Origin of the sequence: Pseudomonas sp. B21-010 (genome assembly GCF_024749325.1) — a bacterium.
GTDB lineage: Bacteria > Pseudomonadota > Gammaproteobacteria > Pseudomonadales > Pseudomonadaceae > Aquipseudomonas > Aquipseudomonas kilonensis.
Window position 1 is genome coordinate 3,099,625 of sequence record NZ_CP087198.1, and the last position, 23,082, is coordinate 3,122,706.

Annotated in this window: 20 protein-coding genes and 1 pseudogene; 10 read left to right on the top strand and 11 right to left on the bottom strand. The window is 62.4% G+C overall.

What is annotated here, in order from left to right:
* Positions 1–7 precede the first annotated feature (7 nt).
* From LOY50_RS13610 to LOY50_RS13620, 3 genes are read left to right on the top strand one after another with little or no spacing between them, the layout of a single operon-like run.
* Positions 8–940 carry a transporter gene (locus LOY50_RS13610; protein WP_258691131.1) on the top strand — a complete coding sequence of 311 codons (933 nt, stop codon included), beginning with the start codon at positions 8–10 and terminating at the stop codon, positions 938–940.
* 12 nt (positions 941–952) lie between these two features.
* Entirely contained in the window at positions 953–2,209 is a 1,257-nt protein-coding gene (locus LOY50_RS13615) for an MFS transporter (protein ID WP_258691132.1), read from the top strand.
* Between the two features lie 17 nt (positions 2,210–2,226).
* The gene (locus LOY50_RS13620; protein ID WP_258691133.1) at positions 2,227–3,684 is read left to right on the top strand and encodes an amidase; all 1,458 of its coding nucleotides are present in this window, start codon (positions 2,227–2,229) and stop codon (positions 3,682–3,684) included.
* A gap of 266 nt (positions 3,685–3,950) precedes the next feature.
* On the opposite strand, the gene LOY50_RS13625 is transcribed toward LOY50_RS13620, so the two are convergent.
* A complete protein-coding gene (locus LOY50_RS13625; protein WP_258691134.1) occupies positions 3,951–5,438 on the bottom strand; it encodes an aldehyde dehydrogenase family protein in 1,488 nt (495 codons plus the stop codon).
* A gap of 628 nt (positions 5,439–6,066) precedes the next feature.
* Between LOY50_RS13625 and LOY50_RS29145 the strand changes: the two are divergent.
* Positions 6,067–6,606: pseudogene (locus LOY50_RS29145) on the top strand (PAS domain-containing methyl-accepting chemotaxis protein); the annotation flags it as partial.
* Positions 6,607–6,786: 180 nt separating this feature from the next.
* Here LOY50_RS29145 and LOY50_RS13635 read toward each other — a convergent pair.
* On the bottom strand, positions 6,787–8,115 hold the full coding sequence (locus tag LOY50_RS13635; protein ID WP_258691135.1) for an alginate export family protein: 1,329 nt from the start codon (positions 8,113–8,115) through the stop codon (positions 6,787–6,789).
* A gap of 292 nt (positions 8,116–8,407) precedes the next feature.
* Here LOY50_RS13635 and LOY50_RS13640 point away from each other — a divergent pair, with 292 nt between their 5' ends.
* From LOY50_RS13640 to feaR, 3 genes are all read left to right on the top strand, one after another.
* Entirely contained in the window at positions 8,408–9,907 is a 1,500-nt protein-coding gene (locus tag LOY50_RS13640; RefSeq protein WP_258691136.1) for an APC family permease, read from the top strand.
* Entirely contained in the window at positions 9,852–10,472 is a 621-nt protein-coding gene (locus LOY50_RS13645) for a DUF3156 family protein (protein WP_258691137.1), read from the top strand. Before LOY50_RS13640 ends, LOY50_RS13645 begins: the two co-directional genes overlap by 56 nt.
* Positions 10,473–10,595: 123 nt before the next feature.
* On the top strand, positions 10,596–11,558 hold the full coding sequence (gene feaR, locus LOY50_RS13650; protein ID WP_214512321.1) for a transcriptional regulator FeaR: 963 nt from the start codon (positions 10,596–10,598) through the stop codon (positions 11,556–11,558).
* Between the two features lie 152 nt (positions 11,559–11,710).
* On the opposite strand, the gene LOY50_RS13655 is transcribed toward feaR, so the two are convergent.
* The 6 genes from LOY50_RS13655 to LOY50_RS13680 form a co-directional block, all read right to left on the bottom strand.
* Entirely contained in the window at positions 11,711–12,478 is a 768-nt protein-coding gene (locus tag LOY50_RS13655) for an SDR family oxidoreductase (RefSeq protein WP_258691138.1), read from the bottom strand.
* Complete coding sequence (locus tag LOY50_RS13660) at positions 12,471–13,271, bottom strand: SDR family NAD(P)-dependent oxidoreductase (protein WP_258691139.1); 801 nt, start codon at positions 13,269–13,271, stop codon at positions 12,471–12,473. The genes LOY50_RS13655 and LOY50_RS13660 overlap by 8 nt, the downstream gene beginning before the upstream one ends.
* Positions 13,264–14,085, bottom strand: coding sequence for a molybdenum cofactor biosynthesis F family protein (locus tag LOY50_RS13665; RefSeq protein WP_258691140.1), 822 nt, complete (start codon positions 14,083–14,085; stop codon positions 13,264–13,266). Before LOY50_RS13665 ends, LOY50_RS13660 begins: the two co-directional genes overlap by 8 nt.
* A 78-nt stretch (positions 14,086–14,163) precedes the next feature.
* Positions 14,164–14,823: a LuxR C-terminal-related transcriptional regulator gene (locus tag LOY50_RS13670; RefSeq protein ID WP_258691141.1), complete on the bottom strand. Its 660-nt coding sequence runs from the start codon at positions 14,821–14,823 to the stop codon at positions 14,164–14,166.
* Between the two features lie 51 nt (positions 14,824–14,874).
* Entirely contained in the window at positions 14,875–15,240 is a 366-nt protein-coding gene (locus tag LOY50_RS13675; protein ID WP_024617864.1) for a cupin domain-containing protein, read from the bottom strand.
* A 178-nt stretch (positions 15,241–15,418) separates the two neighbouring features.
* Positions 15,419–16,717 carry an FAD-binding oxidoreductase gene (locus LOY50_RS13680; RefSeq protein ID WP_014338024.1) on the bottom strand — a complete coding sequence of 433 codons (1,299 nt, stop codon included), beginning with the start codon at positions 16,715–16,717 and terminating at the stop codon, positions 15,419–15,421.
* 311 nt (positions 16,718–17,028) lie between these two features.
* On the opposite strand from LOY50_RS13680, the gene LOY50_RS13685 reads away from it, so the two are divergent.
* From LOY50_RS13685 to hpaR, 3 genes are all read left to right on the top strand, one after another.
* Positions 17,029–18,198 carry a p-hydroxyphenylacetate 3-hydroxylase oxygenase component gene (locus LOY50_RS13685; protein ID WP_258691142.1) on the top strand — a complete coding sequence of 390 codons (1,170 nt, stop codon included), beginning with the start codon at positions 17,029–17,031 and terminating at the stop codon, positions 18,196–18,198.
* 57 nt (positions 18,199–18,255) lie between these two features.
* The gene (locus LOY50_RS13690; RefSeq protein ID WP_258691143.1) at positions 18,256–19,197 is read left to right on the top strand and encodes a p-hydroxyphenylacetate 3-hydroxylase reductase component; all 942 of its coding nucleotides are present in this window, start codon (positions 18,256–18,258) and stop codon (positions 19,195–19,197) included.
* A 274-nt stretch (positions 19,198–19,471) separates the two neighbouring features.
* Complete coding sequence (hpaR, locus tag LOY50_RS13695; protein WP_258691144.1) at positions 19,472–19,894, top strand: homoprotocatechuate degradation operon regulator HpaR; 423 nt, start codon at positions 19,472–19,474, stop codon at positions 19,892–19,894.
* 206 nt (positions 19,895–20,100) lie between these two features.
* On the opposite strand, the gene hpaI is transcribed toward hpaR, so the two are convergent.
* The 3 genes from hpaI to LOY50_RS13710 are packed head-to-tail and all read right to left on the bottom strand — an operon-like array spanning position 20,101 to position 23,033.
* Positions 20,101–20,898 (bottom strand): 4-hydroxy-2-oxoheptanedioate aldolase, encoded by a 798-nt coding sequence (gene hpaI, locus LOY50_RS13700; RefSeq protein ID WP_258691145.1) that lies wholly within the window; start codon positions 20,896–20,898, stop codon positions 20,101–20,103.
* 14 nt (positions 20,899–20,912) lie between these two features.
* Entirely contained in the window at positions 20,913–21,716 is an 804-nt protein-coding gene (hpaH, locus tag LOY50_RS13705; RefSeq protein ID WP_003201609.1) for a 2-oxo-hept-4-ene-1,7-dioate hydratase, read from the bottom strand.
* A 12-nt stretch (positions 21,717–21,728) separates the two neighbouring features.
* A complete protein-coding gene (locus LOY50_RS13710) occupies positions 21,729–23,033 on the bottom strand; it encodes an MFS transporter (RefSeq protein ID WP_258691146.1) in 1,305 nt (434 codons plus the stop codon).
* Between the last annotated feature and the right edge of the window lie 49 nt (positions 23,034–23,082).

Sequence of the window (23,082 nt, forward strand, 5' to 3'; positions counted from 1 at the left end):
GCATTCGATGTATCAAAATAATAAAACCAACGTCTTGCGCTGTACCTGGTTAAGCCTGGGGTTGATTGCTGCTTGTGGCGCTGCCCATGGCACCGAAAACGGCGCGCCGACCACGGCGTTCGGGGTCTACGACTTCGGCGCGGGAATGATGCCGCCGGCCACGCCCTTTGGCACCGTCGGCCTGCGCACCGCGTTCTACTCGACCAACGTGCAGAAGGATCGTCACGGTAAGTCCGTGGACAACAATTTGTCCCTGGATATCTTGTCCATCGGCGTTGCCTACATGCGCATGACCGATTACACCGTGCTGGGCGCCAAGTATGGCTTCGGCGCCGTCGTACCGTTTTTCCAGATGGACGCTTCGCTACAGGTGCAGACCCCTGTCGGGCCGCTGGACCTGGAAGCCGATCCGTTCCGCATGGCCGATATACAGGTGCTGCCGGTGATCCTGCAGTGGACCTTGTCGCCGAACCTGTTCGTCAACGCCCAGTTCCAGATCCAGACCCCCACGGGCGACTACGACAAGGATCGCTTGATCTCACCGGGTCTCAACCACTGGACCTTCTCGCCGATCCTCAACGCCACCTACATCTCCGACAGCGGCTTCGAAGTGTCTTCCAGCTTCGAAGCCGACATCAACACCCGCAACCACGCCACCGACTACAAGAATGGCGTCGAGTACCGCCACGAGTTTGCCGTGGGTCAACACGTTGGCCCGTGGACCGTGGGTGTGGGCGGCTTTTACTACCGGCAATTCACCGATGACGATGCGCCGGGCCTGGAGGCGGGCAATCGTGCCCGTGTGCTGGCGGTCGGGCCGGCAGTGAGCTACTTCAAGCCCGGCATCCCCCCGGTGTGGCTGCATGTCTACAAGGAACTCGATGCGCGAAACCGCGCCGAGGGCTACACCGCGGCGCTGCGTATTTCTCAAAGTTTCTAAAAGGGGCTCGCCATGAACCAATCACGTTCCGTTTCAACCGCGGCCACCCCGTCCCGCCAGGCCAGTTGGCGTGAAGGGCTGGTGCTGATGCTGGGCAGCAGCCTGACGATCATGGGGGCGGTGATGGTCACGCCCATCCTGCCCAGGTTGGGCGCCGAATTCGGCCCCCTGGAGCCGCGCGCCGATCTGCTGGTGCCGTTGGCGATTACCGGCCCGGCTTTGGCGATTGCCGTGTGCGCACCGTTGGCTGGCTGGTTGGCCGACCGGGTTGGGCGCAAGGCCTTGCTGGTGATTGCCACGGTGCTCTACGCCTTGCTCGGCGCGTTGCCGGCGCTTCTCGATAGCCTGCCTTCGATTGTCGGTGCGCGGCTGTTGTTCGGTTGTACGGAGGCGGCGGTGATGACCTGCTGCGCAACCTTGATCGCGGACTATTGGCAGGGCGAGGAGCGGTTGCGCTACGTCAATCGGCAGGTGGTGACCATTGGCCTGGTGGGGGCGCTGTTTTTCGTGGTGGGCGGGGTGCTCGGCGAGCACTCGTGGCGCACGCCGTTCCTCCTGTATTTGCTGCCATTGCTGCTGGTGCCGGCCATGATGAAAGTGCTCTGGGAGCCGCCAGTGGCGAAGCTGCAGAGGGTCGAGCAGAGCATCGATGCACCGGGTCCGGCCAAGGTCGCCGTGCTGCAGCTGCTGGTTGGCTACCTGATGATCCTGGGCGGCATGATCCTGACGTTCATCATGCCGATCCAGGCGCCGATGCTGTTGGTCAGCCTGGGTATCACCTCCAGCACGATGATCGGCCTGGCCGCGGGGTTGAGCCTGTTGGCGACCCTGGGCGGTTCGCTGATGTGGCCGTTGCTGCGCCGCCGCTTCGGCATCGCTGGTTGCAACGCACTGTTGCTAGGCCTGATGGGCCTGGGGCTGTGGCTGCTGATGCGCGGGCAAAGCTACAACGAAGTGCTCGTGGCGGTGTTCATCCAGGGCCTGGGGGCCGGCCTGCTGGTACCCAACGTGATGGCGCCAGTGATGAATGCGCTGACCGCCAGCACCCGGGGCCGAGGCTTGGGCGGGTTTACCTCGTGCCTGTACATCGGTCAGTTCGTCAGTCCGCTGGTGGTGGCCTCGGTGGTTGTCTTCGCCGGCGACCTGCGTCACGCCATCCAGTGGCTGTCCCTGGCCAGTCTTGCCTTGGCGCTGCTCTGGGTCGTGGCCGGCCTGCGAGCACGGGGCCAGGGGCAGGCGAGCACTCTCGGATCACATCAATCGTCATGACATAAGGAACCTGAGACATGGGTATGCAAGACATCCACCACTTGATGGACATTGAAGATGCCACGGCGCTGGCCGAGTGGGTCAGGCGTGGCGAGGTTCAGCCCGGCGAACTGCTGGAGACGGCCATCGAACGCCTGGAGCGGGTCGAGCCGCAGCTCAATGCGGTGGCCGAGCGCTTGTACGATTCGGCCCGGGAGGCGGCGCGCAAGCCTCAGGCTGGACAAGGCCTGCTGGCCGGTGTGCCGACCTTGATCAAAGACCTGTTTTCACCGGTCAACGGCGCGGCGATGACGAACGGTTCGCGCGCACTGGGCGACTGTCGTGCGGATTTTGATTCGGAAGTCGTCGCGCGGTTGCGGCGTGCCGGATGCCAACTGATGGGCACCAGTACTTCTCCTGAGTTCGGCACCTCGTACTCCACTGAGTCCGTGCGCTTCGGCGCCACCCGCAACCCTTGGAACACCGATCATAGCGCCGGTGGCTCCAGTGGTGGCGCGGCGGCACTGGTGGCGGCCCGCGTGGTGCCGTTTGCCCATGGCAACGACGGTGGCGGTTCATTGCGCGTGCCGGCCTCTTGCTGTGGCGTGTTCGGGTTCAAGCCCAGCCGTGGCCTGATGCCGTCGGGGCCGATAATGGGCGAGGGCTGGGCCGGGATGGGCACGCCTCATGCGATCACCTTGTCGGTGCGTGACAGTGCAGCTCTGCTGGATGCCACCGCTGGGATGGACCTGGGCGCGCCGTACGCCGCGCCGATCCAAGCGTTGCCGTATGTGATGGCGGTGCAGGTTGATCCCAAGCCGCTGCGCATTGCCCTGGTCGAGCAACTCGAGCCCTGGCCTACGTCACCCCAGAGCCTTCAGGCGGTGGGCGAGGCCGCGCGGTTGTGCGAGTCCTTGGGGCACCGTGTCGAACCGGTGAGCCTGCCGGTGGGGTTGCTGGAGTTTCTCGACCACGTGTTCAGCATTATTGGTGCAAGCACCCGTCGCTATGTCGACCTGCTGGGCCAGATGCGTGGGTTCGCCGTGCAGGCGGAAGAACTGGAGGTGCGGACCCGGATCATCCTGCGGGACAAGGGCAACGTCAGCGGCGCCCAATATGTCGCGGCGGTGGAATGGATTCATGCGCTGGGCCGGCAGTTGGCAGTGTTCATGCAGGATTACGACGTGATCCTGACCCCGGTCCTGACCCGTGAACCGGTGCCGATTGGCGAACTGGATCTGCAGGATGTGTGCATGAGCCTGGATCAACTGCTTGAGCGCTACCACAGCTATTCGCCGTTCACCGCGCTGTTCAACGCCAGCGGCCAGCCGGCGATGTCAGTGCCGTTGTCCTGGAGCGCCAATGGCCTGCCGATGGGGGCGCATTTTGCCGGTCGCTTTGGCGAGGAAAGCACCTTGCTGGCCTTGGCCGCCCAATTGGAACGCGCCCAACCCTGGCGCGGCCGAGTCCCACCGGTCAACGCCTGCCGGCGTTAAAACTGTGGGAGCGGGATTGCTCGCGAAAGCGGCGTCAGATTCAGCATCATGGTTGGCTGATAGTCCGCTATCGCGAGCAAGCTCGCTCCCACAGGGGATTTGTGTTGGTCGCGGATGCCTTGGGCGACTCGGAAAAAAAACTGTGGGAGCGAGCTTGCTCGCGATGGCGGCGTCAGATTCAGCATCATGGCTGGCTGATAGACCGCTATCGCGAGCAAGCTCGCTCCCACATGGGGGCTCTGAAGGGGGGCCAGAGCCTTTGAAGGTCAGTAGCGGATCATCACCGACTTCAGTTCGGTGTAGTCGTCGATGAATGCACTGCCGAATTCACGGCCTATCCCTGAAGATTTGCTGCCACCAAAAGGCACCGCCGGGTCGAGCAGGGTGTGCATGTTCACCCAGACCGTGCCTGCTTCGATGGCGGGGACCATGCGCAGGGCTTTGCCCAGGTCGTTGGTCCAGAGGCTGGCGCTCAGGCCGTAGGGGGTGTCGTTCATCAGTTCCAGCAACTCCTCCTCGGTGTCGTACGGGAAGAACGTGGCGATCGGGCCGAAGGTTTCTTCGTTGAGCAGGCTGTCGTCGCGGCGATTAGCGAGGATGATGGTCGGCTCGACATAGCAACCCGGTCCATCGATCAGCTTGCCACCGTGGACGATGGTGTTGTTCTGTGCGCGGGCCTTGGCGAAGAATTCCGCGAGTTTGTGCTGGTGCTGGCGGTTGGTTACCGGGCCGAATTCGGTGCGCTCGTCCAGGGGCGAGCCGATGGTGAGTTTGCTCAGGCGCTGGGCCAGTTTGTCCATGATCGACTCGATCTGCGAGCGATGGACAAAGAACCGTTCCGCTGCAGCACAGATCTGTCCCGAATGCAGGAAGCCCGCCTCGATGATGCCGTTGACCGCTACCTCGGGATCGATATCTCGCAGGAACCCCGCCGCATTCTTCCCGCCCAGTTCCAAGGTTGCACGGGTCAACCCGGCGCCCATGGCCGCTTGGCCCACCGCCAGGCCGGTGGGCACGGAACCGGTGAATGAGACCTTGTTGGTGCCCGGGTGTTCGATCAGCGCTTTGCCCACCAGACCGCCGCCGGTCAGCACATTCAGGGCACCGGCTGGAAGGCCGGCCTCGATGGCCAGTTCAGCGATGCGCAAGATGGTCAGCGGGGTGAACTCGCTGGGCTTGATGATGATGCTGCAACCGGTCACCAGGGCTGAGGCCAGTTTCCAGATGGCGATCATGGTGGAAAAATTCCACGGCACGATACCGACTACCACTCCGACCGGTTCGCGCAAGGTGAAGGCGGTGTAGCGTTCGCCAGCGAAGGAGGGCAGTGATGGGGTGATCGTCTCGCCGTTGATCTTGGTCGCCCAGCCAGCGTAGTAACGCAGGAAATGAGCGGCCTGGTCGACTTCGAAGGCCCGGGAGATGTGGATGATCTTCCCCGATTGGCAGGTTTCGATCTGCGCCAGTTCTTCGCGGTTGCGTTCCAGCAGGTCCGCTAACTTGAGCAGCACATGGCCGCGCACCGCCGGAGCCGTTTGGGACCACTGCTTGAAGCCGCGGCGGGACGACTCCACCGCCACGCCAATGTCGCCGTGGGTGGCGTCGCTGACCTGGGCGATGACTTGGCCGGTGGCGGGGTTGACGACGTCCAGCGTCTGGTTGCTCTGGCTTTCGACGTAGCCACCGTCGATGAACAGGGCGTGATGTCTGCCGAGGAAGGCTTCGACCTGAGGCAGCAGGGCAATATCGCTCATGAGGGTTTCCTGATCACGAATAGGGAAAGCCCCGAGGGTAATCCCGGCAGGACCGTCCAGCTTGACTGTGCCTGCCGCGCCGTATGTCTGTGGCTGCCAGCCTGGGTGGTTGGCAGCCAGGTGCAAGGCCCCGTGCAGGCAGGGACAAGCCAGCCTGGCCGGTTTGCGATCAGATCCGGGTTTCGACTTGATGGCATAGGGGCGGGCGATGTTTCTCCAGACCAACAAACAGAAACGGGCGTTGATCGCACAGGTGCAGCGCGTACTGGCCGGCGAAACGGAGGACACACCGCTGCTCGACGCGTATCCGCCACTGCGCACCGTCCTTGAGCAGCATGCACGGCAGATGGCGAGCGCGACTGCACATCTGCATCAGGTCGAGGCACAAGTGGAGACGCAAACCCTGCACTGGCAGCAAAGCGAGCATGAGTTGCACAAGGTTCGCCAGCAATTGGAGCAAGCCCACGAGCGCGAGCAGGTGCTTGAAATTCGCTTGGGCGAACTCAGCCAGCAGCTGCAGCAACAACGCCGGGATGCGCAGATCTGGGAGCTGCTGCAGTCGACCCTGACAGAAGGCTGCTGGGATATCACGGTCGTCAACGGTGACCTCCAGCACCCGGCCAGTGGCATGCGCTTTTCCAGTCAGTTCCGTGCGCTGCTGGGCTATGGGCCGGATGACTTGCCCGATGGCTGGGATGCCCAGGTCGGCATCACCCACCCGGACGACTTGCCCAAGATCATGGCCATTTTCGACCGGGAAATCCTTGGCTCCCAGGGCAGCGGTGAATACGTCTTCGAATACCGGATGCGCCACAAGACCCGGGATTACATCTGGTGTCGTGAGCGCGGTCGGGCGGTACGCGATTCGCATGGGCAACTGGTGCGGGTCATTGGTGCGGTGCGCGATATCAGCGATGAGCGTTCGGCCCAGTCCACCCATCAGCGCATGCTCGAACAGAACCAGGTGACCTACGCCCAGATTGCCACGGTGGTGGGGGTGATCAAGGGCATTGCCGACCAGACCAATCTGCTCGCCTTGAACGCCGCCATTGAAGCCGCCAGGGCCGGAGATGTCGGGCGCGGTTTCTCAGTGGTGGCCGATGAGGTGCGCAAGCTGGCGCAGAGCACCCGGCAGGCGACCCATCAGATCCAGACCATGTTGCACCAACACAGATAACAGACCAATCGCTATCCCGTAGGACCCGCGTAGGAGCTGTGTAGGAGCTGTGTAGGAGCTGACGAGTGCAACGAGGCTGCGATCTTTCCAAAGACACTTGCATCGAAAGCGAAAGATCAAAAGATCGTCCGAACGCGGCCCGAGCCTGCGGCAGCTCCTACGGTCGGCCTGTCAGAAAGGAACCGCCACCACCAACTGGCTATAGACGTTGGTGCCATTGCCTCCGACCTGATTGCCATCGCTGTGCGCATCCTTCTCAGGCTTGTACAGGCCCACCAGCGGCGTGACGATCAGGTGTTCATTCACCGCCCATTCCACGTACAGGTCCAGCTCCTGCGCATCGAGGTTCAGCGCGTCACGGGTATGCAGGGTCTGGTAGTCGAAGAACAGTGCACCAATGGTCACGGTTTCTGCCGGCTTGAGCTTGAGGCCCACGTGCTGGATGGCGGTGTTGCTGTTGAACGGGCCGGCATAGTTGCCCGCCACCTCACCCTGGAACCAGGTGCCATAGCCGCGGTTCTGGCCGTTGAACATCGAGTCCCAGTCTTTGGAATAGCGGCTGTAGCGATAGGTCAGGTCCGGCGTCCAGGGCAGGTCGGCGAAGGTGTAGCCGGCTTCGGTGTACCAGGCTTTCTCCGGTCCCGCGTCCTTGTCCTGCCAGGCATACTCGAAGGCGAAGTGGGCATTCTCGATGCCAGCATTCCCGGCGCCGCGCAGACTGTAGATGTCCATGCCTTCGCGCTGTTTCTGGAAGTCGCTGGCGTAGCGGTCATCGACATTGATGCCGTGGATGTAGGTCAGCCCCAGGGTGCCAGGTGCGGCGGTGTATTCCAGGGTGCTGGCGGCCATCTCGGTGTTGGCTTGGGCGCGGTTGTCGGACTTGATCCACATCAGGCTGCCATGCACGCCTTCCTTGCCGCCCAGGCGCACGACAGCGGTTTCGTCGAAGGCATGCCGGGCCGCCAGGTAATAGGCGCCGCCACGGTTGAGCTCGCCATCGGCCACGCCTTTGCCCAGGTTCAAGCCATCGTCGTTGATGATGAAACCGTCCCCCAGGGTGATCACCTGGCGGCCGTAGGAAAGATCGACACCGTCCTTGCCCAATGCCGGGAACAGATCCCCCGAACGCCAGCCGGCAAAGGCTTCATCGAACTTGGTGGTGCGTTCCGAGCCGTCGCTCAAGCCGGCTGCGTCGCCATCGCCCCAAGTGCCGGAGCTGACCAGGTTGGCTGTCCCGTAGACACTGCCCAGGCCGCCGAGTGTCTGGTCGATACTCAGGCCATACTTGATGAAGCCTTCGCGCCAGCTCGAACCACCGGCGGTGCCGTCGTAGTTCTTGCGGCTGTTGAACAGCCCGTAGACCGCCAGGAAGTTGCCGGTGATGGTGGTGTCTGCGTCGGTGTAAAGCTCATAGGCCTGGGCCGATGAATCGGCGACCAGCAGGGCAATGCCCAGGCCGATGGCGTTGCGCAGCAAAGGTGTACGGCGTGTGTGCTCCATGGTGGATTCCCCAGTGTGATAGGACAGCAGAGCGCGCATTAAGGGGAGTGGTACCCGGGGAAGTCTTTCACCTGCCTGCCATGGAGTTGACTCAGGCCGCCAGCGCCGCGGTGTTGGCAGGCAGCAACAAAACCGGCGGCAGACATGGGCAAGACGCCCGGGGCGGGGCGGCGCAGAGTAAGGCTGCACGCAACGCCGTTTCGATCAGGGACTGGTTGGGGAAGGCATGATCGCCGGTTCCTGGACGGCTGTGGCATCCATACTAAAAATCCGCTTTCGAGGACCTTGCACCATGTCGATCAATGACAGGCTCACCGAGCACTTGAACCGGGGGGCGGTGGGTTTTCCCACCGCGTTGGCCAGCACCATTGGCCTGATCATGGCAAGCCCCGTGATTCTCACCGCGACCATGGGCTTTGGCATTGGCGGCAGCGCCTTTGCCGTGGCGATGCTGATCGCCGTAGTGATGATGCTGGCCCAGGCGACGACGTTCGCCGAGGCCGCGTCGATGCTTCCGACCACCGGCTCGGTCTACGACTACATCAACTGTGGCATGGGCCGTTTCTTCGCGATTACCGGGACGTTGTCGGCCTATCTGATTGTCCATGTGTTCGCCGGCACCGCCGAGACCATCCTGGCCGGGGTCATGGCCCTGGTGAACTTCGAACACCTCAACACCTTGGCCGAATCGGCAGGCGGCTCCTGGTTGCTGGGCGTGGGGTTCGTGGTGGTGTTTGGCGTACTCAACGCGTTCGGCGTCAGTGCCTTTGGCCGGGCCGAAATCATCCTGACGTTCGGCATGTGGACCACCCTGATGGTGTTCGGCGTGCTGGGCCTGATCGCTGCGCCGGCGGTGGAGCTGGAGGGCTGGTTTGGCGCGTCCGTGGTGGGCACCGATCTGGTCACGGTGTTGTCGCTGGTGGGCATGGCCATGTTCATGTTTGTCGGCTGCGAATTCGTCACACCGCTGGCGCCGGACCTGCGCAACTCTGCGAAAACCATGCCCCGGGCGATGATGCTGGGCTTGTTCAGCGTCGCCACCTGCATGTTCATCTACGGCGCGGCGATGAAGCGCCAGGTGGAAAACGTGCTGCTTGATGCCACCAGCGGCGTTCATCTGCTCGACACCCCCATGGCGATTCCACGCTTCGCCGAACAGGTCATGGGCGATATCGGCCCGATGTGGCTGGGTATCGGCTTTCTGTTTGCCGGTGCGGCGACCATCAACACCCTGATGGCCGGTGTACCGCGGATTCTCTACGGCATGGCGGTGGACGGTGCGTTGCCGAAGGTCTTCACCTATCTGCACCCGCGCTTCAAGACGCCATTGCTGTGCATCCTGGTGGCGATGCTGATTCCGTGCCTGCATGCGTTGTGGCTGGGCGGCAATACCGACAACATCATGCACCTGGTGCTGGCTGCGGTGTGCGCCTGGAGTTTTGCCTACCTGCTGGTGACCGTGTCGGTGGTCAGCCTGCGGATTCGCCGCCCTGATCTGCCTCGGGCCTATCGCTCGCCGTGGTTCCCGTTGCCACAGATCCTGTCCAGTGTCGGCATTGTGTTGGGCATGTGGTTCATCACGCCGCCCGGCATGAACCCGGCAGACATCTACGTGCCCTTCGCGGTGATGCTCGGTGGCACGGCAGCGTACGCCTTGTTCTGGACCCTGGTGGTACAGAAGGTCAATCCATTCAAGCCAGCGTCGGTAGAAGACGTGCTGGCCAAGGAGTTCTCCCATGAGCCAGGGCAACCTGCGGGCGAGTTTATCGACCCTGCTGCAAAAACTGTCTGAATTGTTCAGCGCCCAGCGCGCCCCGGCCGGTTATCGGCCTGGGGCAACCCTGGAACACCTGCGGCGCAACCTGGCGCTGGCGCGATTCGAGGTGGCGGGCCCGGCTACGGCCACGGCAGCAACCGACGACGGCAGCTTGCAGTTGGAGATTGTCGAACGCACCGAGTCGCAGCTGTTGATGCACCTGGTGATGACCGAGTTCGTCCTGCGCGTGCCTGCCTCCCGAGAGGGCACGGCGCGTCTGGAACTGCACCACGGCGGGGCTGTTCGGCGTAGCGGCATTCGTTGCCGGCAGCGGGACGGGCGCAGTGACCTGGCGGCCCGGTTGCAGGCGGCCGTGGAGCAGGATCTTGTGCTGTATCAGGCGCTCATGCCGCTGGATTTCAAACGTCTGCGCATCGATCTGCAAGGACGCCAGTGGTGCGTGCGCCTGGAACACATGGGCGGTAGCGAAGTGGTCAATCGCATGCCGGCCTTTCGTCGCTATATCCCGTTGAGCCGGGAGCAGCGCACCGTCTTGCTGGCGACCTTGAGCGGCCTGCAGCGGGTGTTGGCAACGCTCTGATTCCTTTGTCCTGCCCTGGCATCATTCCTGCTACTGCTCTGGCGATCAGGTACTTGTTGCGCGCATATAGATAACATGTTAACTATTGCCGCACAAAAACAATAAGCCACTGCGGAGAATGCCATGAGCATGCAACAGGTAGGGCAGGACGGTCTGGACACCTGGAACCGGGATCTGCGGGCAACTTGCGGCCACTTCGATACCGAGTTGGCCTTCAATCGTGCGCTGTTCATTGGTGAAGTGTCGAACTTCCATCGGGGGGGCCTTGCCCTCGCGAACCTGCGCACCAACGCCGGTAACATCAAGCGTCACTCGCCCAACGCCGATCACGATGATGACCAGGATTGCCTCCTGGTCAGCCAGCGCAGTGGCCACTGCCGCATTACCCAGAACGGTCGGAGCATCCAGTTGGCGCCCGGTGAATTGTTGTTGATGGATTCCGTTGGGGCGCTTGAAATCACTCCGTTCGGCCTGATCGAGCACGCGGTGCTGTCCTTGTCGCGCCAGGACGTGTCGAGGCAGCTGGGCGGGGAAGCCAAGACCTTCGGCAAGGTGTCGTCCAGCAAGGCGTGTGGGCGGATGCTGCATGTGTTGATGGACCAACTGTGCAAGGACACACCGGATGGCGAGGGCGCGGCGGGAGAGGGTGAAGCCTTGCAGAGTGCCTTCGTTTCGCTGTTGGGCTCGGCCCTGGAACAGGATAGTGATGGCCGTGACGAAGGGGTGGCGTTGCAGGGTAGTCACTTGCGCAGCTATGTGCAGAAGGTCATCGACGAGTCGCTGACCCAGCCGGGCCTCAGCCCGGTGGGCCTGGCCAATCGGCTGAATATTTCGGTGCGGCATCTGTATCGCTTGTTCGAAGAGCAGGATGACAGCGTTTGCCGCTACATCCAGCGGGCCCGGCTCAAGCGCAGCGCCGATGACCTGACCAACCCGTTCCTGCGGGACGAGTCCATTACCTCGATCGCCTACAAATGGGGCTTTACCGATTCGGCGCATTTCAGCCGTTCGTTCAAGAAGCAGTTCGAGCTGTCGCCCAAGGAATTTCGTTCCAGCCGTTTGCAGGTGGGGCAGGGAGTGGCTTGAACAAGGTCGTCGCTGGCTGGACGACCGCTACCGCGAGCAAACTCGCTCCCACAGCGAGGGCTGATGAGGTGGATAAAATGTGGGAGCGAGCTTGCTCGCGATGACGGTGGTCCATCCACCCTCACCGCAAGCTGACTCACCCCCACACAGGTTCAAACCTCCGGCAAGGTCGAACCCCCATCGACCACCAAGGTCTGCCCGGTCACATAACTGGCCAGGCTCGACGCCAGGAACAGCATGGCGCCAGCGATGTCGCTCGGTTGGCCCAATCGACCCAGCGGCACCCGGCGGGCGATGTCCTGATTGACCACATCGTCGCCAAGATTCGCCATGGCCGGTGTTGCAATCATGCCCGGCTCGACGCCATTGACGCGGACATTCTCGGCCGCCAGCTCCAGCGCGGCATTGCGAATGAAACCATTGACCCCGGCCTTGGAGGCCGCGTAGTGGCTGAGCCCTGGATACGCCACCCGCGGGCCGGTAACCGAGGAGGTCACCAGCACGCAGCCTTGGCCCTGGCGCCGGAACATCGGCAACGCCGCCTGGGTCAGCCAGAACAGCGCCGACAAGTTCACCGCCAGCGTTCGCTCAAGTATCGACGGGGTGATCTCGGCGAACGGTGTCAGCGGAAAATAGCCGGCGTTGTGCACCAGGATATCCAGCCTCCCCAAGCGCTGCTCCAGCTCGGCCATCATCCCGAAGACCGCCGTTGCGTCGGCCAGGTCAACCCCCACCGCTTGCACCTGACAGCCCTCGGCGGTCAATTCGCTGGCCACTGCTTCGGCCCGGGCCAGGCCCAGGTCGGCAATGACCACGCGAGCCCCGCGCAGGGCAAACGCTTCGACGATGGCCCGGCCAATGCCCTGGGCGCCGCCCGTGACCAGTACGGTTTGGCCGCTGAAATCCAGATCCTCAGGCATTGCTGGCCTCCATCCGGCTGAAGGCCAGTGTCGGTACGTCGACAATGCTGGAGCCACCATCGGCCACCAGCGTCGCCCCGGTGATGATCGATGCATCAGGCGAGGCCAGGAAACGACAGACGCTGGCGATTTCCTCGGCGCTGGCAGCCCTGCGCAACGGCACATCGGCGCAGACCCGGTCATACGCCTGTTGCAACGTTTCGCCATGGAACTGCATCAATGCCTGCATTTCTTCATCGGCCATGGGCGTGCGGACCCAACCTGGGCAGACTGCATTGACCCGTACGCCGTGAGGCCCGTAATCCCTTGCCAGGGAGCGGTTGAGGCCCAGCAGCGCATGCTTGGCGGTGGTGTAGCCGCACACGTGCGGGCCTGCCGCCAAGGAAGCAATGGAGGCGATCAGCACAATGTTGCCGGCGCTTTCCTGCAGCAGCGGCAGGCACGCCCGGGCGCTGTAGAAGGCGCTGTCGAGATTGCTGCGCAGTGCCGCTTCCCAGGCCGATGGCTGAGTCTCGGTGGCGCTGCCCATGCCCAAGCCACCGGCACAGGCCAGCAGCACGTCGAGTCGGCCATAACGCGTGCGAATCTGCTCGGCGAAGCCGTCCCAGGTGTTCGGACAGGCCGCGTCGCCCACCAGCACCAGGCCGCCGATGTCCTCGGCGAGGGTTTCCAGGGGCTCGCGGCGTCGACCGATCAGCACCAGGTTGGCGCCTTCGGCGGCATACAGGCGGGCGCAGGCCGTACCGATACCGCTGCCGGCGCCCGTGATCACGACGGTGCGTAATTCAGGCATCGGGATACTCCGTCTGGTTGAGCACCTGGCAGTACGAACTGACCGGGAAATTGGAGAACTCATCGAACGACGCACCGGCGTAACCGAAGATCTTGCCGTCGCTGCGATGCTGTTGCAGGTCGATCAGCACCAGGCCCAGGGTCGGGATGATTTTTTCCCGCCAGACGAACAGGTACAGCTGATCGGCGATCTTGTAGGTGTCGCAGCGATCGGTGTCGCACAGGCCTTGTTCAACGCCTTTGAGGCATTGCCACGAGTAGAACTGGTCGTTGAGGTAAATGTGCTCGTAGACTTCGCTCGGGCTGTAGCGATACAGGTTGCGCAGCCCCACCAGTTCGGTGGTCGGTGCATGCGGGCACAGGCCAGGCTGCCAGGGACGATCGAGGCTGCCGTGCAGGAACTGCGCTTGAACCGAGGTCAGGGGCTTGCCGGTCAACGCGCGGCTGTAGAGGCCTTCACCGGTTTCTTGCTGGCTTGGCATGCGGCCGATCACGGCGGTGAAGGACGTGCTGGCGGTATCGAGCACCAGGCTTATCGACGACGTCAGCTCGCCTTCGCGCTTGATGAAGTCCACCAGGTACAGCCCCGGGCGTACGGATGTGGCCCGGTAGGTCGCGGTGCCGCTGGAATGCCCATCGGTGGCGTTCCAGGTCAAGGTGTCCTGTTCGAAGCGATGTTCGATCTGCCAGCTGTTGGCGAAATGCAGGGTGAAGGTCTTGCCGTCCAGGTCAGCCAGGTTTGGCAGGATGAAGGCTTCGGGGGCAAAGCCATCGGCCAGGGCGCCGACGGTGATCCAGTCTGAAGAGGTGCTCATTGCAAGGCTCCGGTGGTTGAATTAGCCACTCGGATCATGCGGTGCCGGGCAACGGCGGCCTATCAACCAAATGGTTGATCAGAGGAACAGTGCGCTGACCAATTCGGTGCGACTGCTCACACCGACTTTGCGGAACAGGTGGATCAGGTGCGTCTTGATGGTCGGCAAGCCCACCTCCAGCTCCCGGGCCAATTGCTTGTTGCTGACGCCCTGGCGCAGCAACCAGGCAATCTGGCGCTCCTTGGGCGTCAAGTCGCCCAGTGGGTCCTCATGGTTAGGCAAATGGGCCACGGCCAGTTGCAGCATGGCCTGCAACGCACTGAGTTGACTCAACTGCTGGCTGGTGAAGACACCTTGCTCGGCAGTGCGCAGCAACGAAATCGCGGCTTGGGGCTGACCGTCCCGATGGGCGAAGACTTCCACAACGTCGACCACGCCGTAGCGCTGCAGGAAGTCGTGATAGCGATGGTTGTCACGTCGCGGTTGGCGGCTCATCGCCAGGCTCAACGGCACCACGGAAAACTCGCTGGACACGCAGTGGCGCGGGTGCAGCGGGTCGAATTGGCGATAGTTGTCCAGGTAGTCGCGGTGCATCTCGCCGCTCATCCCATGCAGGCTGAAGTCATGGACCTGCAGTTGCCGATCAACGCAGTAGAACGCCGCCCGGCTGACGGGAACAAGCTGGGTAAAGGCGTGCAGGCACTGGCCGGCGATGTCCTGGGTGAGGATGACGTTCATGCTTGCACCTTCGCCGAGAGGGCTGCCGGTGGGGCCGGCAGCCAAGTCCGATCAGGCTACCGCGAAGTAGTGTTTGACGAAACTCTCGCTGAGCACTTCCCACAGCACCGGCGTGCCCTTGGTCACGAACCAGCTGTCGCCGGCCTTGTAGCGGGTGCTCTGGCCGGTGGCCTCGTCGGTGAGCACTACTTCACCGGTGACCACGGTGGCTTGTTCGGCGAAGGGGTAGACCATCCGGAACTTGCCTTGGGTGGTGCCGAAGTAGGCGCTGCTGACGGGATCGGTCGGTGCGCCGAAGGTCATCTTGCCGAAGGCTTTGACTTCGCCTTCGAGAATCTGCGAACCGAGATCGGCGACGGTGCCCCAGGCGTCCAGGTCGGACAGCTGGATGTCTTTTTCGAGGGTGATAAGGGGCATGGCAGTGACTCCTGATGATTGAAAAATAGTGAAGTTGGGTGGCGTGCTGTAGGAGCTGGCGAAGCCTGCGATCTTTTGATTTTGACCTTTCGCTCTAGACTCAATGGTCAATGGAAAGATCGCAGCCTCGTTTCACTCGACAGCTCCTACGGCAGCGCAGCGGGATAAATCCCCTCCCTCAGCGACGGCCGTTCCAGTAGCCCGACAGCTGATGCCAGGACTTGCCGGCGGTCAGCAGCAATGGACGAATGGCGTCTTTGCCGATGATGGTCGGGCGATGGATCGAGCTGACCAGGTCGTAGCGCGCCGAGCCTTCGCTCATGCCTTCGGCCAGCACCTTGCAGATGATGTGGCTCGGCGTGACGCCAAAGCCTGAGTAACCCTGGACGAAAAACGCGTTGCTGCGGCCGGGCAGGGTGCCGATCTGCGGGAACAGGTTCGGGCTGCACGCCATCGGGCCACCCCAGGCCAGGTCGATCTTCACGTCCTTGAGGTACGGGAAGATTTTCAGCATCAGGCGCCGGTTCCAGGCCTTGAGGTCCTGGGGGATGTGCTCCACCAACGGCGTCGCGGCACCGAACAGCAGGCGGTTTTCGTTGGTGACGCGGTAGTAGTCGATCACCGGGCGAATGTCACTGTAGGCACCGCGAATCGGGCTGATGCGCTGGATCAGTTCGTCCGACAACGGCTCGGTCATCATCTGGAAGGCGTAGGTGTTGATGGTCGAGCGGTGCAGTTCCGGTTCCAGCTTGTTGAGGAAACTGTCGCAGGCCCACAGCAGCTTGCTGGCCCTGACCGAGCCACGCCCGGTACGCACGGTGATGCGCTCGCCATAACTGACTTCCAGGGCTGGGCTGTTCTCGAAAATCCGCACGCCGTGGCTGACCAGGGCCTTGGCCTCACCCAGCAGCAGGTTCAACGAGTGCACATGCCCGCCGCCCATGTGCAGCAAGGCGCTGCCGTAGGCCTTGGAACCGATGATCTGCTGCACGTCGGAGCCGCCGAGAAAGCGGATCTCGTGTTTGCTGTTGACTGACTTGAAGTCTTTTTCCCAGGCCCGCAGGGTTTTCTCCTGGCGCGCGTTGAAGCCCATGTAGCCGTAGCCGTGGCAGAAGTCGGCGTCGATGGCGTACTTGGCGATACGGTCCTTGATGATGTCGGCGCCCAGGTCGCTGATCTCGAAGATCTGGCGCAGGCCGTCTTCACCCACGTCCTTCTTGATCTTTTCCAGGTCATGACCGATGCCGGCCATGATCTGCCCGCCATTGCGCCCGGTGCCGCCGAACCCCAGGTAACGCGCCTCCAGCACCACGATGTTGGTGATGCCTTTTTCGGCGAGCTCCAGCGCGGTATTGATGCCGGAGAAACCGCCGCCAATGACCACTACATCGGCGTCCACGTCCTGTTCCAGCGTGGGGAAGCTGAGGTTGTATTTCTTGGTGGCCGTGTAATAGGTGGGCGTTTCGATATTGATCATGACGCAACCTGACAAAGTGAAAGGAAACTCCGTTGCAATGCCTACGCAAGGCATTGCAGGGGATGGCCCTATTAAGAGCCCGGATGGGGGCGCGTGTCTTGATCATCCGTGCCGGGGTATTTGACCGAGCGCGCCATGGAGCCGAAGCCTGCCCACGAAAAGTACAATCTTGGATCTGGAAGGTGCATTTTTCACCCGCCGGTGATTGCCCATACTGGACTGGCCTTAATCACTGATCCCGTTGTTTGTGCAGCCTCAGGTTGCCGGGCAAAGGCGGGATTGGCAGATGCCAATAATAAAAGAGCCTGTCCATGAAAAAGCCAAACCCGCTGCTCGAAGACCTCAAGCCCATCCTGCCGGTCATTGCCGCCAATGCCTTCCAGGCGGAGAAAGACCGTACCGTCCCTGCCGAGAATATAGCCTTGCTCAAAAGCATCGGCATGCACCGGGCCTTCCAACCGAAACCGTACGGTGGCATGGAGATTTCCCTGCCGCAGTTCGCCGATTGCATCGCGCTGCTGGCCGGAGCCTGTGCCAGCACGGCCTGGGCCATGAGCCTGTTGTGCACCCACAGCCATCAGTTGGCAATGTTCCCGGCCAAGGCCCAGCAGGAAATCTGGGGCGATGATCCCGATGCCACCGCCAGCAGCAGCATCGCGCCGTTTGGCCGCACCGAGGACGTCGACGGCGGTGTGATGTTCAGCGGTGAAATGGGCTGGAGCAGCGGCTGCGATCATGCCGAATGGGCGATCGTGGGGTTTCGCCGTAAAAACGCCGAAGGCGCCCAGGACTATTGCTTTGCGGTGCTGCCGCGCAGCGACTATGCGATTCGCGATGACTGGTTCGCGGTGGGCATGCGCGGCAGTGGCAGCAAGACGTTGATCATCGACAATGCTTTCGTGCCGGAACACCGGATCCAGAAAGCCAAGGACATGATGGAGGGCAAGTCCGGCGGATTCGGCCTCTACCCCGACAGCAAGATTTTCTACTCGCCATACCGGCCCTACTTCGCCAGTGGTTTCTCCACGGTCAGCCTCGGTGTGGCCGAACGCATGCTGGAGGTCTTTCGCGAGAAAACCAGGAACCGCGTGCGGGCCTACACCGGCGCGGCAGTCGGTGCCGCTACCCCGGCGTTGATGCGCCTGGCCGAGTCGACCCATCAGGTGGCGGCGGCCCGTGCCTTCCTGGAGAAAACCTGGCAGGAGCATGCCGAATACGGCGAGCGCCACGAATACCCCAGCCGGGAAACCCTGGCGTTCTGGCGGACCAACCAGGGCTACGCCACCAAGATGTGCATCCAGGCCGTCGATCGCTTGATGGAGGCGGCTGGCGGCGGTGCCTGGTTCGAAAGCAATGAGTTGCAACGGCTGTTCCGCGACGCCCACCTGACCGGCGCCCATGCCTATACCGACTACGACGTCTGCGCGCAGATTCTCGGTCGTGAGCTGATGGGCCTTGAGCCTGATCCTTCCATGGTTTGACCGCCTGTCCTTAGAACAATAATCGAGGCCGTCCCTTGAGGCGGCCGGGAGTCTTGCATGTCCATTCTTTGTGCTACCGCTTTCGATACCCGCGCGTTCCGCCGGGCCCTGGGTAACTTCGCCACCGGCGTGACCGTGGTCACCGCTGCCACTGAAGATGGCCGCAAGGTCGGTGTGACGGCCAACAGTTTCAACTCGGTGTCCCTGGAGCCGCCTCTGATCCTGTGGAGCATCGACAAGCGTTCCAGTAGCCATGAGGTGTTCGAAGCTGCCAGCCATTTTGCGGTGAACGTGCTGGCCGCCGACCAGATCGACCTGTCGAACAACTTCGCACGACCCAAGGAGAACCGCTTCGCTGAAATCGAATTCGAGACCGGCGAAGGCGGCGCCCCGGTGTTTGTCGATTGCTCCGCGCGTTTTCACTGTGAAAAATTCCAGCAGGTCGATGGCGGCGATCACTGGATCATGATCGGCAAGGTCGTGGCGTTTGATGATTTCGGCCGCTCGCCATTGCTCTATCACCAGGGCGCCTACTCGATGGTGCTGCCTCACACGCGCATGACCAAACGGGAAGAGGACCAGTCCCCCAGCAGTCACTTCCAGGGACGCTTGAGCCATAACCTGTATTACCTGATGACCCAGGCACTGCGGGCCTATCAGGCCAGCTACCAGCCGCGTCAGTTGTCCACCGGTTTGCGCACCAGTGAGGCGCGAATGTTGATGGTGCTGGAGAACGACGCCGGGCTGAACCTGTGCGACCTGCAGCGGGAAGTGGCGATGCCGGCGCGCGAGATCGAAGAAGCCGTGGCCAACCTCAAGCGCAAGGGCCTGGTGAGCGATGAAGGCGAGCGGGTACGCCTGACCGCCAAGGGTATCGATGAGACCGAAGGGCTCTGGGCGATTGCCAAGGAGCAGCAGGACAACGTGTTCGGCCCGTTCAGCGAGGAACAGGTCGAGCATTTCAAGCAAGTGCTCAAGGGCGTGATCAAGGGCGCTTGAGTTCGCAGCGATACCTTCCCTTGCCCCCCGCTGGGCTCTGTAGGAGCTGGCGAAGCCTGCGATCTTTTGATCTTGATCTTTTCGCTCTCGACTCAATTGTCTGGGACAAGATCGCAGCCTCGTTGCACTCGACAGCTCCTACACCGCTCATACAAGCGTCCTTGTCACAGGGCCATCGCTTGATCCAGATTCTGTGAACGGATGGTCCGGCAGGGGTTGGAAGCTGTTAAGATTTAGTTAACTCATTAACTAAATCTTTCTCGCGAACACACTCATGCCCAAGCTGCGCCAATCCTTGACCCTGACCCTGCTCCAGGCCCGTGAAGCGGCCATGGGTTTTTTCCGGCCTTCCCTCAATCAACATGGCTTGACCGAGCAGCAATGGCGAGTCATCCGTATTCTCAGCCAGCACGTTGAGCTGGAGATCAATCGCCTGGCCGAATTGGCCTGCATCCTCAAGCCCAGCATGACCGGCGTGTTGGTGCGCATGGAAGCGGCGGGCATGGTGGTGCGGCGCAAGGCTGAACAGGATCAGCGGCGAGTGCTGGTACGCCTGGCGCCGCAAGGGCAGGCGAGCTTCGATTCGATGAGCCAGAGCATGGAAGAGAATTACCAGCGTCTGCAGGACAAGTTAGGGGAGGAAAAATTGCAGACGTTGCTGGGGTTGCTCAATGAGCTGAAGGCGATCAGGCGCTGATGTCTGCGGAAGGCATAGGGCTTTTGTGGCGAGGGAGCTTGCTCCCGCTGGGCCTGTAGGAGCTGTCGAGCGGAGCGAGGCTGCGATCTTTCCAAAGACGCTTGAATCCCAAGTGAAAGATCAAGATCAAAAGATCGCAGGCTTCGCCAGCTCCTACAGAGTCCAGCGGGCGCAAGCTCCCTCGCCACAGAGAAATGTGATGTTGTTCAGTACACGCCGCCAACCGCAGGCTTCGGTGTGTCCTTGAACATCGCCGCCAGTGTCTGCAAGCCCCGCATCAACACCGTAGTATCCACGCCCACCGCGACAAACGCCGCGCCAAGTTCGATATAGCGCCGGGCCAGTTTTTCATCGGCGCTGAGAATCCCGGCGGCCTTGCCGGCCTGGCGGATGCGGGCGATGGCGTCTTCGATGGCCGCTTGCACCTCCGGGTGACCGGGGTTGCCACGAAAACCCATGGATGCGCTCAGGTCCGCCGGGCCGATAAAGACCCCATCCACACCTTCCACTGCCGCAATTTCATCCAGGTTGGCCAGGCCTTCGCGGCTTTCGATCTGGACCAACAGGCACATCTGCTCATCGGCCTTGTCGAGGTAACCGGGGATGCTGTTCCAGCGTGATGCCCGGGCCAGTGCGCTGCCGACACCGCGGACGCCATGGGGCGGGTAGTGGATGGCGCGCACCAGTTCGCGCGCCTGCTCGGCGCGTTCCACCATCGGCACCAGCAGGGTCTGCACGCCAATATCGAGCACTTGCTTGATCAGCGCCGTGTCACCGATCACCGGGCGTATCACCGGCTGGCTGGGGTAGGGGGCCACGGCCTGGAGCTGGCCGAGCAAGGTGCGCAAGTCGTTGGGCGCGTGTTCACCGTCGATCAGCAGCCAGTCGAAGCCGGCGTTGGCCGCCAGTTCCGCACAGTAGGCATCGGCCAATCCCAGCCACAGGCCGATCTGCGCCTCGCCGCTGCGCAGGCGTTGCTTGAAGGTATTGATGGGCATGTCCATGAAACGGTCTCCGATCAGACGAAACGGCAGGCGATGGAACCGAGCATGTCGTAGTCGACATGGAAGGTATCGCCGGGGTTGGCTGCCACGGGGCGGGTGAAGGAACCACCGAGGATGATCTGTCCCGGTTGCAGGGTGACGTCATAGGCCGCCAGTTTGTTCGCCAGCCAGGCCACGCCTTTGGCCGGGTGATTGAGCACCGCCGCCGAGACGCCGGACTCTTCGATCACGCCGTTGCGGTAGAGCACCGCCGGCACCTTGCGCAGGTCGATCTCGGTCGGGCGTACGGCGCGACCGCCCATGACCACGCCGGCATTGGCGGCGTTGTCGGAGATGGTGTCGAAGACCTTGCGGGTCGCCTTGGTCTGCGGGTCGATCTGCTGGATGCGCGCATCGATGATTTCCAGCGCCGGGATCACCCATTCGGTGGCGTCGAGCACGTCGAATACCGTCACGTTCGGGCCTTTCAATGGCTTGCCGAGAATGAACGCCAGCTCCACTTCTACCCGCGGCACGATGAAACGCTCGAACGGGATGTCGGTGCCTTCGTCAAAGAACATGTCGTCCAGCAGCGCGCCGTAGTCCGGCTCGGTGATGTTCGACGACACCTGCATGGCCCGGGAGGTCAGGCCGATCTTGTGGCCGACCAGCTTGCGGCCATCCTTGATTTTCTGCGCGACCCAGGCGCGCTGGATGGCGTAGGCATCCTCGATCGTGATGTCCGGGTGATCGAGGGAAAACTGCCGCACCTGTTCGCGGGAGCGTTCGGCATGGTCGAGGCGGGCGGCGGCTTGTTGGATGAGGTTCTGGTCAAGCATGGCAAGGGTCTCTTATTGAGGGTTGACGATGGCGGCCCGGGTGCGCAGCACCAGCAAGCCGCCAAGGGCGATGAGCAGGGCCAGCACATACAAGGCGAGGCTGGCGCTCTGGGTGGTGTCGCGCATCCAGCCGATCAGGTAGGGCGCGAAGAATGAGGCGATGCTGCCGAAGGAGCTGATCAGAGCGATGCCGGCAGCCTGGGTGCCGTTGGACAGGAAGGCCGGCGGCAATTGCCAGAACATCGGCAACGCCGCACTGGCGCCCATGCCGGCGACAATCAGGCCGCTGAGCACCAGGGTCGGATTGCCGGGTGAGAGCCCGGTGACCGCAATACCCAGCGCTGCCATCCACAGCGGCACACACAGGTGCCAACGGCGTTCGCGGTGGCGGTCGGAGGAACGCCCGCAGCCGATCATGAAGAAACAGCCGGCCAGGTAGGGCACCGCGCTGAGCAGCCCGACCTTGCCGTCGCTGCCGATGCCGGCGCCATGGATCAGGGTCGGCATCCAGAAGGCCAGGGTGTTCACCGCCAGCATCACGGCGAAGTAAACCGCCACCAACAACCAGACCTGCGGATTGTTGAGGATCGCCGAAAACGAGGTGATGGATTTGCGCTGTTCTTCAAGGCTCAGTTGTTCGCGCAGCTGCTGCTTGGCGTGCGGTGTGAGCCACCTGACCGTCTCGAAATTGTCCGGCAGGCACTTGAGCACAACAAGGCCGAGCAGGATCACCGGCAGCCCTTCGATGACGAACATCCACTGCCAGCCGCGCAAACCGCCAACATCATGGAAGTGCTCGAGAATGCCGCCGGACAAAGGCCCGCCAAGCACCCCGGCCATCGGCACGGCGATGGCAAACAACGCGGTCACCTGGGCCCGGCGCCGGGCCGGATACCAACGGTTGAGAAAGACCAGGATGCCAGGAAAGAAACCGGCCTCGGCCACGCCCAGCAGAAAGCGCAACACGTAGAAACCGGCGGCGCTGTTGATAAGGAACATGCCGGTGGACAAGGCGCCCCAGACCACCATCAGCGTGGCGATCCAGCGCCGCGGACCGACCCGGTCCAGGGCCATGTTGCTGGGCACCCCAAACAGCGCGTAGGCGATGAAGAACAGCCCTGCGCCGAAGCCGTAGACTGTATCGCTGAACTGCAGGTCGGCGCTCATCTGCATCTTCGCGAAGCCGATGTTGATGCGATCCAGGTGGGCAAAGAGGTAACAGACCAGCAGCAGCGGCATCAGCCGCCAGGTGATGGTGGCGTGGGTGCGGTCGTGCGCGATGGTGCCGGCCGTGTTGGCGGTATTGGCTGTGCTCATGATCTTGTACTTTTTGTCAGAGAGGCCGATGGGGAACGCGAGGCAGACG

What these genes read in the sequence shown, in the direction of transcription:
- LOY50_RS13640 (WP_258691136.1), top strand. Translation starts at nt 8,408, where the DNA reads ATGTCGATCAATGACAGGCTCACCGAGCACTTGAACCGGGGGGCGGTG.
- LOY50_RS13625 (WP_258691134.1), bottom strand. Translation starts at nt 5,438, where the DNA reads ATGAGCGATATTGCCCTGCTGCCTCAGGTCGAAGCCTTCCTCGGCAGA.
- hpaI (WP_258691145.1), bottom strand. Translation starts at nt 20,898, where the DNA reads ATGGACATGCCCATCAATACCTTCAAGCAACGCCTGCGCAGCGGCGAG.
- LOY50_RS13645 (WP_258691137.1), top strand. Translation starts at nt 9,852, where the DNA reads ATGAGCCAGGGCAACCTGCGGGCGAGTTTATCGACCCTGCTGCAAAAA.
- LOY50_RS13690 (WP_258691143.1), top strand. Translation starts at nt 18,256, where the DNA reads ATGTCCATTCTTTGTGCTACCGCTTTCGATACCCGCGCGTTCCGCCGG.
- feaR (WP_214512321.1), top strand. Translation starts at nt 10,596, where the DNA reads ATGAGCATGCAACAGGTAGGGCAGGACGGTCTGGACACCTGGAACCGG.
- hpaR (WP_258691144.1), top strand. Translation starts at nt 19,472, where the DNA reads ATGCCCAAGCTGCGCCAATCCTTGACCCTGACCCTGCTCCAGGCCCGT.
- LOY50_RS13665 (WP_258691140.1), bottom strand. Translation starts at nt 14,085, where the DNA reads ATGAGCACCTCTTCAGACTGGATCACCGTCGGCGCCCTGGCCGATGGC.
- LOY50_RS13710 (WP_258691146.1), bottom strand. Translation starts at nt 23,033, where the DNA reads ATGAGCACAGCCAATACCGCCAACACGGCCGGCACCATCGCGCACGAC.
- LOY50_RS13675 (WP_024617864.1), bottom strand. Translation starts at nt 15,240, where the DNA reads ATGCCCCTTATCACCCTCGAAAAAGACATCCAGCTGTCCGACCTGGAC.
- LOY50_RS13620 (WP_258691133.1), top strand. Translation starts at nt 2,227, where the DNA reads ATGGGTATGCAAGACATCCACCACTTGATGGACATTGAAGATGCCACG.
- LOY50_RS13680 (WP_014338024.1), bottom strand. Translation starts at nt 16,717, where the DNA reads ATGATCAATATCGAAACGCCCACCTATTACACGGCCACCAAGAAATAC.
- LOY50_RS13670 (WP_258691141.1), bottom strand. Translation starts at nt 14,823, where the DNA reads ATGAACGTCATCCTCACCCAGGACATCGCCGGCCAGTGCCTGCACGCC.
- LOY50_RS13615 (WP_258691132.1), top strand. Translation starts at nt 953, where the DNA reads ATGAACCAATCACGTTCCGTTTCAACCGCGGCCACCCCGTCCCGCCAG.
- LOY50_RS13610 (WP_258691131.1), top strand. Translation starts at nt 8, where the DNA reads ATGTATCAAAATAATAAAACCAACGTCTTGCGCTGTACCTGGTTAAGC.
- hpaH (WP_003201609.1), bottom strand. Translation starts at nt 21,716, where the DNA reads ATGCTTGACCAGAACCTCATCCAACAAGCCGCCGCCCGCCTCGACCAT.
- LOY50_RS13685 (WP_258691142.1), top strand. Translation starts at nt 17,029, where the DNA reads ATGAAAAAGCCAAACCCGCTGCTCGAAGACCTCAAGCCCATCCTGCCG.
- LOY50_RS13655 (WP_258691138.1), bottom strand. Translation starts at nt 12,478, where the DNA reads ATGCCTGAGGATCTGGATTTCAGCGGCCAAACCGTACTGGTCACGGGC.
- LOY50_RS13635 (WP_258691135.1), bottom strand. Translation starts at nt 8,115, where the DNA reads ATGGAGCACACACGCCGTACACCTTTGCTGCGCAACGCCATCGGCCTG.
- LOY50_RS13660 (WP_258691139.1), bottom strand. Translation starts at nt 13,271, where the DNA reads ATGCCTGAATTACGCACCGTCGTGATCACGGGCGCCGGCAGCGGTATC.